Source organism: Daejeonella sp. (genome assembly GCF_036405355.1).
Lineage (GTDB): Bacteria > Bacteroidota > Bacteroidia > Sphingobacteriales > Sphingobacteriaceae > Daejeonella.
In genome coordinates this window covers 1-11268 of sequence record NZ_DASWXT010000131.1, presented here as the reverse complement: position 1 = coordinate 11268, position 11268 = coordinate 1, and the positions used below count along the sequence as shown (strand labels likewise).

At 39.6% G+C, this 11268-nt stretch carries 9 protein-coding genes and 1 pseudogene; all 10 read left to right on the top strand.

The window, feature by feature from the left end:
- Positions 1–378, top strand: a 378-nt coding sequence (locus VGE44_RS16560; RefSeq protein ID WP_331081213.1) for a hypothetical protein, incomplete at its 5' end; no start/stop codon positions are given.
- Between the two features lie 9 nt (positions 379–387).
- On the top strand, positions 388–1629 hold the full coding sequence (locus VGE44_RS16555; RefSeq protein WP_331081211.1) for a mandelate racemase/muconate lactonizing enzyme family protein: 1242 nt from the start codon (positions 388–390) through the stop codon (positions 1627–1629).
- A 139-nt stretch (positions 1630–1768) separates the two neighbouring features.
- The gene (locus VGE44_RS16550) at positions 1769–2953 is read left to right on the top strand and encodes a sialidase family protein (protein ID WP_331081209.1); all 1185 of its coding nucleotides are present in this window, start codon (positions 1769–1771) and stop codon (positions 2951–2953) included.
- A gap of 245 nt (positions 2954–3198) precedes the next feature.
- Positions 3199–4200 carry a 2-dehydro-3-deoxygalactonokinase gene (locus VGE44_RS16545; protein ID WP_331081207.1) on the top strand — a complete coding sequence of 334 codons (1002 nt, stop codon included), beginning with the start codon at positions 3199–3201 and terminating at the stop codon, positions 4198–4200.
- On the top strand, positions 4193–4831 hold the full coding sequence (locus VGE44_RS16540; protein ID WP_331081205.1) for a bifunctional 4-hydroxy-2-oxoglutarate aldolase/2-dehydro-3-deoxy-phosphogluconate aldolase: 639 nt from the start codon (positions 4193–4195) through the stop codon (positions 4829–4831). Before VGE44_RS16545 ends, VGE44_RS16540 begins: the two co-directional genes overlap by 8 nt.
- Positions 4832–4957: 126 nt before the next feature.
- The gene (locus tag VGE44_RS16535; RefSeq protein WP_331081203.1) at positions 4958–6259 is read left to right on the top strand and encodes an MFS transporter; all 1302 of its coding nucleotides are present in this window, start codon (positions 4958–4960) and stop codon (positions 6257–6259) included.
- A 25-nt stretch (positions 6260–6284) separates the two neighbouring features.
- Positions 6285–7205 carry a hypothetical protein gene (locus tag VGE44_RS16530; protein WP_331081201.1) on the top strand — a complete coding sequence of 307 codons (921 nt, stop codon included), beginning with the start codon at positions 6285–6287 and terminating at the stop codon, positions 7203–7205.
- Between the two features lie 25 nt (positions 7206–7230).
- On the top strand, positions 7231–7608 hold the full coding sequence (locus VGE44_RS16525) for a transmembrane 220 family protein (protein ID WP_331081199.1): 378 nt from the start codon (positions 7231–7233) through the stop codon (positions 7606–7608).
- A 382-nt stretch (positions 7609–7990) separates the two neighbouring features.
- On the top strand, positions 7991–11068 hold the full coding sequence (locus VGE44_RS16520) for a SusC/RagA family TonB-linked outer membrane protein (protein WP_331081197.1): 3078 nt from the start codon (positions 7991–7993) through the stop codon (positions 11066–11068).
- Between the two features lie 19 nt (positions 11069–11087).
- Positions 11088–11268 (top strand): annotated as a pseudogene (locus VGE44_RS16515) (hypothetical protein); the annotation flags it as partial.

Below are 11268 nucleotides of genomic sequence, written 5' to 3'. Positions count from 1 at the left end.
ATTAAGGATCGTGGTCCGGACTGGCCTCAGCGGATTTATTTAGGAACTCTATTTCAAAAGAATGTGCAGTTATCCCGCTTCGATTGGGGAGGTCCCGGAGCTTATGTTAATCAGACCGATAAATGTGGTTATTGGGAAGTTTTTAGTACAGCCGCCCGATATCGGATTACTCTTCGTTTTCAGAAAACACCGGCATCTGGCTTAGCCTTTTTAAAATATCAGGGTCTTGAAAGGAATACCCCGGTCTCAGAAGGGAAAACTTCAGTAATTTTTGATGATATTGAACTGCCTGCAGGTTCAGGCAAATTTGAAGCATTTCTCAAATTTGATTCCAAAGAAACAGGAGTACAGTTTGTGGATGTAGAACGTGTTAACTAAATAAGCTTTATGGAAAGAAGACGGTTTCTTAAATCCGCTGCACTTGGTTCGGCAACTATGATGCTGGGATTTCCTGTATTGGATTCTCTGGCATCCTCAGGAATTAAAATTAAGAAAATAAGATATTACAGCGCCCCGGGTTACAATAAGCCATTATTTAATCAGGCCCGTGGAATTGTTGAAATTGAGACCGATAGTGGAATAATAGGTATCGGTGAAGGCGGCTCAAAAGATATGATTGAGCAGTGCGCTCAGATGATGATTGGCGAAGATCCATTCCGGATTGAGCATATCTGGCAGAATCTTTACAGAGGCATGTTCTATCCTCCCGGCAGGGAAAAACTCCATGCAGTTGGTGCACTTGAAATGGCCCTGTGGGACATCAAAGGGAAAGCTTTGAACGTTCCTGTTTATGAATTATTGGGTGGTGCAACACGCGATTATGTGGAATGTTATGCCACCGGATTCAGAGCCTCAAAAGCCAAAACAGAGGAAGAGCGTGCAACCGATTGCCTGAAAGCAGGATTGAGATCTTACAGGATTGGCCCAACAGGTGGAAATGGAGATCAGCCTTTTGATTTCTTTCAGAATGCTGCTAAAACTATAGATTTCTGTAAAAGAATAGATCAGGCAGTTGGAGGGCAGGGGAATTGGGCAATTGACCTGCATACCCGCTTTGATACTCCTGAAGCAATAAAGATTTGTGATGAATTGGAAAAACTGAGTCCGTATTTTGTTGAAGATGCGATCAGATCTGAGAATGCCGGAGCGTACCGGAACTTCAGGCAATTAACCAAGGTTCCGCTGGCAGTCGGTGAGCAGTTTGGCGACCGTTGGGATATCAATGAAATGATTGAGCAGCAGCTGATCAACTACTCAAGGGTTACTTTGCCAAATACAGGTGGTATAGTTGAGTTTAAAAAAATAGCCTCTCTGTGTGAAACACATTATGTGGGAATGATCCCACATTTTACTGGGCCCTTATCTACAGCCGCTTTAGTACATGTATTAGGGTCAAGCAGTCCTGCAAGGGCCATGATGGAATTAGCAGGAGGAGAGCCTGAAAAACCGGCCTATTTTAATGAGGACTACCTTAATTTTTCAAATGGTAAATTATATTTGAACCCTGCGCCTGGACTTGGAGTCAAATTCAATCCAAAGAAGGCAGATTTTGTGATCGAAATAACCGAAAAGACGAAATTTCCTCATCCGGTTTTAAAAAGTCCGGATGGAGCAATACATAATTGGTAAGTATAAATGATTATTCAGTCAGAATTACTCAAATCAGATCAATAGACCAATTTTAATTATATTTAGCTCGGATATAATCATGCAGATTTCAAGAAGAATGTAAAAACAAAAGATAATTTACCATCTAATTCTAAATAAATTGAGAACGAAAACCATACTATTTTCTACTTTACTGATTGCGGCAAGTCTTGGGACACTAAGTTCAGGTTGTAATTCAAATAAAAAGACTTCTGAATCAAGTGCAGAAACTTCGGATACTGCAGCCTTATTTATCACCGGAACAGACCCAAGGTTAGCCGATAGAAATTTTGAGCAGGTTCCGGCAATTGGTACATCTGCAGATGGAAAGCAGATCTTTGTTGCCTGGTATTCAGGTGGAGCTGCCCCGGGGCCTGGAAATTTTGTGACTCTTTCTGTTAGTCAGGATGCAGGAGAGACCTGGCTAAATGATCAACTGGCAGTTTACCCTAATTTACCTGAATACAGGTTCTTTGATCCGGCTTTCTGGAGGGATAAAAGTGGTCAGCTTCATTTATTCTATGGTAGTGCAAAAGATAGCCTTATATGGGATGGATTTGGTGGTGTGAATGCCCTTGAGATTGCCTGGGATGGTACTAAAATTACCCACGGCCAGCCGAGAAGAATCAGTGATGGAGTGATGAGTAATAAGCCGCTATATCTGGCTTCTAAAGACCTTGCTCTATTCCCGGTGTACGTTGACAAGCCTTTACCCGGTGATAGCTCAGGAAAAGTATTCCCTGAAAATGGTGCATTTATCCGCGCTTTGGATTATTCCAAATCAGGTGATTTAGCTTCGATAAAAAACTATTCAAGTATACAGATTGCAGACTCAATCAGGATTCATGATGAACCACAGATTGTAGAGATTTCAGATAAGGGTAATCTGATGGCTATGGTAAGAACAACAAAAGGAATTTACTATACTACAAGTTCAGATTATGGTTTGACATGGGCTGCTGTTGAGCCTTTTACAGCTTCCGGACCAACAACATCAAGTCGTTTCTATCTTGGCAAACTGGCTTCAGGAAATTTATTACTGGTTTCAAACAACAGCACTACCCGTAATAATATGACTGCATTTATATCTGCTGATGGTGGCAAAACCTGGCCACATAAGCTTTTGCTGGATGGAAGGGAAAACGTTTCCTATCCTGATGCAGATCAAACACCTGACGGTAATATCCATGTGGTATTCGACCGTGAAAGAACCAGCGCCAAAGATATCCTGTATTGCAGATTTACAGAAGATGACATTATTAAAGGAGATTCGGGAAGGGTGTTTAAAACGAGGGTTAATAAGTAATTGAGAATTGAGATTAGCGAGTTGACAGTGACAGGTGAGAATTGAGACCCGATAGCTGTCGGGTTGCTCCTCTTGCCAGTGTTATTACCAGCCAGGGATGTAGTTTGTCATTGCGAGCGTAGCGCGGCAATCTCATTGCTACTTTGGTTTTCCTCTGGCTGTAGTTATTACCAACCAGTTCAACCTTAGATGTGAAAATACAAATAGTCTGTGATAACACCGCCCATAGGAAAAGAATAAAAGAAATGAATAAATATATATTATGCTGCGACTGGGGAACTACTTCATTCAGGTTAAGACTGGTTGACAGATATACTTATGAAGTTGTTGGCGAATTGTTATCCTCAGGTGGGGTAGCAGGTACATTCAGGTCATGGAAAGAACAAACTGAAATTAATCGCTTTGATTATTATTCTGAGATCCTTAAATCAAGTATTCTTGAACTAGGGAATAGATTTGGAAAGTCCCTCGATAATATTCCTGTTATTGTTTCCGGTATGGCCTCTTCATCTTTAGGAATGGAAGAAATTCCTTATGCTGACCTTCCATTTAATATCAGTGGCATTCAGGCATCAGTAAAGATATATGAAAATTTTAACGGCCCCGGTGCAAATCTTGTGCTGGTTTCGGGAGTGAAAAGTTATGAGGATGTGATGAGAGGGGAGGAAGCCCAACTGATTGGCCTGATTAAAATAAATGAGGTTTCTGTACAGGAACATGAGCAAATTGTATTTGTTTTCCCCGGAACCCACTCTAAACATATTTTCGTAAAAGATGAGCAGGTAACTGATTTTAAGACTTTCATGACCGGGGAGATCTTTAATATTCTGAGCGAACACAGTATACTAAAGGATTCTATTGATTTGAGTAAATCTTCAGGTCTGAGCGAACCATCTAGTATTGAGGCATTTAAGCATGGGGTAGAAGTTTCGGGATCATCTTCACTATTACATAATTTATTTACTGTCAGAACGATGCAGCTCTTTGGGAAGTTCGGCAAAGAGCAGAATTCATATTATTTAAGTGGATTGCTCATTGGTACAGAACTCAGGGAGCTTTATTCAGGAAATTATGATCATCTGGTGATCTGCAGCGGAAAGCATCTTTATGATCATTATAAAATTGCTGCAGAAATGCTTTCATTTAAAATGAAAACAAGCTTTATTCAATCTGACCTTATCGACAAAGCAACTATTGCCGGACAGGTTCAACTATTTAATACACTACAAACCGTCTCTAATGAATAATCAAGAATTTTCCTGGAAAGATTTCTCCAGGGTGCCACTGGTTGGAATAATCAGGAATCTGACATTTGATGAAATTGCGAAAATTCTGCCTGTTTACCATGCTGCTGGTCTTACAACCATTGAAATAACCATGAATACTCCTTTTGCAGAGGATATTATTCGTTATGCTGCTGAACAGTATAAAGGTCGGTTAAATGTAGGTGCAGGTACGGTTTGCAGTACTGAGGATCTGAAAATGGCTCTGCAGGCGGGAGCGCAATTCATAGTAACACCTATCCTGAATCCTGAGGTTGTACGCAACTGCGTAAAATCGAAGATTCCGGTTTTCCCGGGAGCCTATACACCCACAGAGATTTATCAGGCCTGGGAACTTGGTGCTGATATGGTCAAGGTTTACCCTGCTACAGCATTGGGTCCTGATTACATCAGGGATGTCAAAGCACCTTTGAATAAAATTAAACTAATGCCAACTGGCGGAATTAGCCTGAATAACATTGAGATATTTATGAAAGCTGGTGCCGACGGTTTGGGAATAGGGGGACAGCTTTTTGATAAACAATTAATTAAGAATGAGAATTGGGATGGCTTATTGGAGCACTTTAAGCAATATGTCAAGCATTTTAATTCATAGATTCAAGAACCAAGAGCCAGGAACCAAGACTAAAAACGGGTTCATTTGAAAATTACACTCAAGGATATTGACTATTAATAAACATTTTATACTTAGGAAAATTACCTAACCAACCAACAACCAAAAATGGCATCAGGAAAAATCAAAAATTATCGTTGGATCATAGTAGGATTACTGTTCACAGGTACTGTGATCAATTATCTGGATCGGCAGATCATCGGCTTGCTAAAACCTACGCTTGAAGCGGAATTCAGCTGGACAGAAACAGATTTTGGTAAGATCATGTCAGCATTTTCATTTGCATATGCAATTGGTTTATTGGTATCAGGTAGATTTATTGATAAGGTTGGTACTAAAATGGGATATAGTGTTGCAGTTATTGTCTGGAGTTTGGCGGGAATGTTCCATGCACTTGCTAAATCTGTAATGGGTTTTGGTATTGCCAGATTATCGCTTGGGATAGGTGAGGCTGGTAATTTTCCTGCCGCAATGAAGGCAGTTGCCGAATGGTTTCCAAAAAAGGAAAGGGCATTAGCGACAGGTATTTTCAATTCAGGAACGGCAATAGGGGTTGTTGTTGCATTGATTCTTGTTCCAATAATTATGCAAAACTATGGCTGGCAAGAGGTCTTTTGGATTACCGGTGCCCTAGGTTTTTTATGGTTGATTTTCTGGTGGATTCTGTATGAGATTCCTTCAAAACAGAAAAGATTGAGTTCAGAAGAATTGGCCTATATCGAAAGTGATAAGGATGATGTTTCTGATCAGGTAAAAAGCACTACTAAGATTTCCTGGACAAGGTTGTTTACATTTCCACAGACCTGGGCATTTGTTACCGGTAAATTTTTGATCGATCCGATTTTCTGGTTCTTCCTGTTCTGGCTGCCTTCCTATTTTTCTACTACATTTAATCTTGATTTGAAGGTAATCAGTCCTGAATTGATACTGATCTATGGCGCAACTACCGTTGGAAGTATTGCAGGAGGATATTTTTCTTCCAGCCTTATAAGGAGGGGATGGCCTACCTTGAAAGCAAGAAAGGGAGTATTATTGTTGTTTGCTGTTCTGGAGCTTGGTATCATGATCGCAATCGCCCAGTTTGTTACTGATAAGTGGGTGGCTGTAGGTTTGATTAGTCTGGCTGTTGCAGTTCATCAGGCATGGGCAACAAATATCTTTACAATGGCTTCGGATATGTTCCCAAAAGAGGTAGTAAGTTCAGTTGTTGGAATTGGTGGTATGACCGGTGCAATAGGGGGGATATTGTTCCCGATATTCGTAGGCTATTTGCTTGATGTTTACAAAGCAGCCGATAACTTAACAGGAGGTTATAATCTTATATTCACGATTTGCGGGGTTACCTATCTGCTGGCCTGGATAATTATTCATTTACTGACCCGAAAATCTTCAAAAGTCATTGTTAATTAGAAAATAGTCAAATATTATGAATACTATGAAAAAAATATTCAAATCAGGTTATAACCGAATGCTGATCCTTTTCGGATTGTTTGCATTTCCATTTTTTACACCTCAGGCCAATGCTCAGCTTTATAATTTTACTGAAGAGCAAATGATAAGTTTTACCGCAAAAAATCCTTATGGTCGTTTTCCGGGGGGGCGCCCGATGATACCGGCAGCAATTCTTGATACAATCCGTAAAATGGATATTCAGGTTGTTGAAGCTATTGGATCTGTTCCGAGAGAATATGCTAATCAGTATGAAGATGGCTGGAAATCTATCATTCCTGGTAAGAAACTCGTTGGACGGGCATTTACCGTACAATTCATGCCGTCCCGTCCGGATCTGGTTGCCGGAATGCAATCAGAAGCCAATAAGAACAATTTTACAGGCCTGAACAACAGAACCACAATTGATATGCTTCAAAAGGATGATCTGGTCATCGTTGATTTATATGGCAAAGTACAGGGAGGCACCTATGTTGGAGATAAGTTATCCTATTATATTTGGAAGACTACAGGAACAGGTTTAATTGTTGATGGTGGAATATACCTTACCGAGAATATATCGCAGAGTGGGATGCAGGCTTTTTATCGCGGGACCTACCCCGGACCTTTGAGCAATGCTACCGTTTCGGGTATTAACGTTCCGATCAGAATAGGAAAAGCAGTGATTATGCCAGGAGATTTGGTAATCGGTGACCAGGATGGGATTCTGGCAATACCACCACAGTTTGTACCTAAATTAATATATACTGTAACCCGGGATCGCAGACGTGATGTATGGATGAAAAAAGCATTTGACCTTCAAAAGTACAAATCAAGCGATATTTATGGCCGCCCAAAAGATCCTGCACTTTTGAAACAATACGAGTCTTATCTTGACTCCGGTGATCCGGCTTTATTACCTAAATAGTAATCAGGAGGGTTAATACAATATCATGAAAATTTTCAATTTCATATTCCTTATACTCTTTGTTATATCGGCGGGCCTTCAATATAATGATCCCGATCCTGCATTATGGATTTTAATCTATCTGTTCGGGGCCATGATTTGCTTTTTTGCAATCAGGAAGCAAAATTATCCCCGGCTAACCTTAGCCGGGATAATTCTCCTTTTTATATATGCCATCTACTTGTTCTTTGATAAAGATGGAGTTTTAAGCTGGCTGACTAAACATCAGGCTGAAAATATAGCAGGAAGTATGAAGGCATCTTCTCCATGGATTGAAGAGACCAGAGAGTTTTTTGGACTAGCTATCCTTATTTCGGTTTTATCAGTTAACTTGTTGACATCAAAGAAGGAATCGGTCAAATGATTTTTGAACCTTATTTAATAAGATCAAAATGCAATAATATAGTATTATTGATTTTACGAAATTCTTATTATAAATTTTGCTTTTCCCGGATTCAAGGCTCGATTTAGATCGAAAATCGACAGTTTGTCCCAATAATATTTTTCCACATTGGTTTAATATTTTTTTTCGAAATCCTTATTTTTATTGTAACGAACTGATAATTAGATAATTAAAAATAGTTTATATTAAAATTTTATAATTCTAAGACACTTTGCTAAATATTTGCTAAAATAAAAAAAAGCATTACTTTAGTCTTGCCAAGTGGTATGTAATTCAACCATAAGTTTTGCTTATCAACTGGTTAAACAATTAATTAATTATATCTAACACTAAAAGTATTATGATGAAAAAAGTTTACAAACTAGTCGTATTGCTGCTATTGTGCCAGACCTATGTGTTTGCGCAGAATATCAGCGTTACCGGAAAGGTTACCGACTCTGACAACTTGCCTCTTCCTGCTGTAAGCATTAAGGTAAGCGGATCAACTCAGGGTACAAGCACTGATGCTAACGGTAATTTCACAATTTCTGTGCCGTCCAATGCATCATTGGTATTCACTTACATTGGATTTGCAAGTCAAACTATTGCAGTTAATGGAAGAACAACATTAAATGTTCGTCTTGAATCTGACGCTAGACAACTTGAAGGAGTAATTGTTACTGCTTTGGGTATTACAAAAGATCAGAAGGTTTTGAGTTATGCAACTCAGAAAGTTAACACTGATCAGTTTGAAAAGGCCAGAGAGTTAAACGTTGGTAAATCTTTGATCGGTCGTGTGGCTGGTCTTGATGTTGCAGGTACTTCTTCAGGTCTTGGAGGTTCAACCCGCGTTGTACTTAGAGGTGATCGTTCAATCACTGGTAATAACGGTGCTTTGATCGTTGTGGATGGTGTGCCAATGGATAACTCAAACTACAGTCCTGGTACCGGAAACGGTGGTCGTGATGGTGGTGATGGTCTATCAAGTATCAACCCTGATAACATCGAGTCAATGACTGTACTAAGAGGTGCTTCTGCAACTGCTCTTTATGGTTCACGTGCTGCTAACGGTGCATTGTTAATTACAACCAGAAAAGGTGGTGGCCAACAAGGTTCAGGAGTTTCTTTCAACAGCTCTTCTCAAATAGAGACTATGATGGAACTTTATGATTTCCAGAATGAGTATGGTCAGGGTGCTGCCGGAGTTTATAACAGAGCTCAGGAAGGTTCATGGGGTCCAAAAATGACAGGTCAGTCAGTTGCTTTATGGGGTAACGATCCTGCTGATGCTGGTAAAGTTTACAACATGACTCCACAGCCAAACAACTACAGAGATTTTTATTCTACAGGAAAACAATTGTCAAACACTTTGGCATTTTCTGGTGGTAATGAAAAGGCACAAACCTATTTCGCATACACAAGAGTTGATGCAACCGGTATCATTGACAATAATGAGCTGGTAAGAAACAACCTTAACCTGCGTATAAATGGTAAAGTAAGCCCTAAGCTGTCTTATGATTCTAAGGTTACTTATCTGAAACAAGACATTAACAACAGACAGTACACTGGTGAGGCTTATCAGAACAACCAACGCCACATCTTACGTATTCCTCGTAACATCTCTTTGGAGCAGGCTAAAAAGTATGACTATGTTGACCCTTCTTCAGGTAAATTACGTCAGAACTACTGGAATCCGGGATCTAATGGTGGTGAGAATCCATTCTGGACTAAAAACCGTATTATCTCTGATGATGTTAGGGATCGTGTAATGGGCTTTGGTTCATTAACATATCAGATAACTCCTGCATTAAGTTTAATGGGTCGCGCGGGTATTGATAAAACAATCGATGCTTTCGAAGGTAAATGGTATAACGACACTTATACTATTGCTGATTTCGGTAACTATCAGACTGATAACAGAGATGTGACTGAAACCAACTTTGACGTCATTGGTATTTTCAAAGAGAACATTCTTGAAGAATTAACTGTCGATGCAACATTTGGAGCAAGTCTTCAGCACGTTGACAGAAAATTCCGTTCTACCAACGCCGGAGGTTTGAACCGTGATAACTTGTTTATTCCTTCAAATGGCCGTGCTCCTTCTGATGGTTACTCATTTGTTCAGACTGAAAAACAAGGTGTATTTGCAACAGCAGATTTTACCTATAAAAATGCGATCACAATCTCAGGTTCAGTTCGTAATGACTGGGCATCTACGTTGCCAAAATCAAGTCAGTCTTACTTATTTGGTTCAGGAGGTTTCTCTGCGATTCTTTCAAACATCTTTACTTTGCCAAGTGCTGTTTCTTTCGCTAAATTGAGAGGTTCTTATGCAACTACAGGTAACGATGCTGCTGCATTCCTTACAACACAGTTATACAACTTTGCTGCGGGTGGTAACGGTGGTTTCATTAACAGAAATGGTGTAAAACCTTTCCCTGATTTGAAGCCGGAATTAACAACTGCTTTTGAAATTGGTTTAGAAGCTAAATTCTTCAACGATCGTTTAGGTTTTGATTTAGGATACTATTCTTCAGATACAAAAAACCAGTTATTCCAGGTTTCACTTCCTCCGGCATCTGGTTGGAGTTCAGAGTATGTTAACGCCGGTTTGGTTAATAACAAAGGTGTGGAGTTAACTTTAAATGCTACTCCGGTTGTTAAAGGCGATTTCCGTTGGAACATGAACCTTAACTATGCCAGAAACGTTAACAAATTAGTTGAATTGTCTCCAACTTTGAAGACATTAAACTTAACTCAGGATTTCATGGTATTCCAGCGCGCTGTTGAAGGTTTCCCATTAGGTCAGATGTACAGCAGAGGTTACCAGCGTAATGCTAGCGGACAGATTTTAGTAGGAGCAAACGGATTGCCTTTGATTACTCCTGGAACTACAGTTGATATTGGTAATTCACGTCCGGACTGGACTGGTGGTTTCAGTAATACATTCAACTACAAGAGATTTAGCTTTAATGCTTTAATTACAGCTCGTGTAGGTGGTACTGTGACTTCATTTACTAATGCTATTATCTATTCTGATGGTCAGGTAGCTGAGACATTAGAAGGAAGAGCTTCTATGGTTTTCCCTGGTGTAACTGCAGCCGGAGCAGCTAATACAGTTGCAACAACTGCTGAAGCATACTGGAAGTTTGTAGGTGGTCGTAATACTCCTGTAGGTGAAGTTTGGGCTTATGATGCAACAAACGTTCGTTTACGTGAAGCATCTCTAAGCTATACATTACCTAAAAACTTATTTAAGAAGGCTCCATTCCAGGCCGCTTCTGTATCTTTGACAGGTCGTAACTTATTCTTCATTGTAAATAAGGCTAAAGGTTTCGATCCAGAATCTACAGCAGGTTCTACTAATACATCTGTTGGTCAGGAAGGATTCTCTTTACCTTCAACCCGTCAGATTGGTTTGAACTTAAACTTATCGTTTTAATTAATAAATATTAAAAATTATGAAAAAATTTAGATTATATATCATTGCTTCAAGTTTAGTCTTGGTTACAGCTATTGGTATCTCTTCTTGTACCGACAAGTTTGAGGAATACAATACTGATAAAACCAGATTGACAGAACTTGATGCATCAGCTGTTGGTAATGCATTTGCAGCTACCCAGCACAGAGGTGTCATGTTTT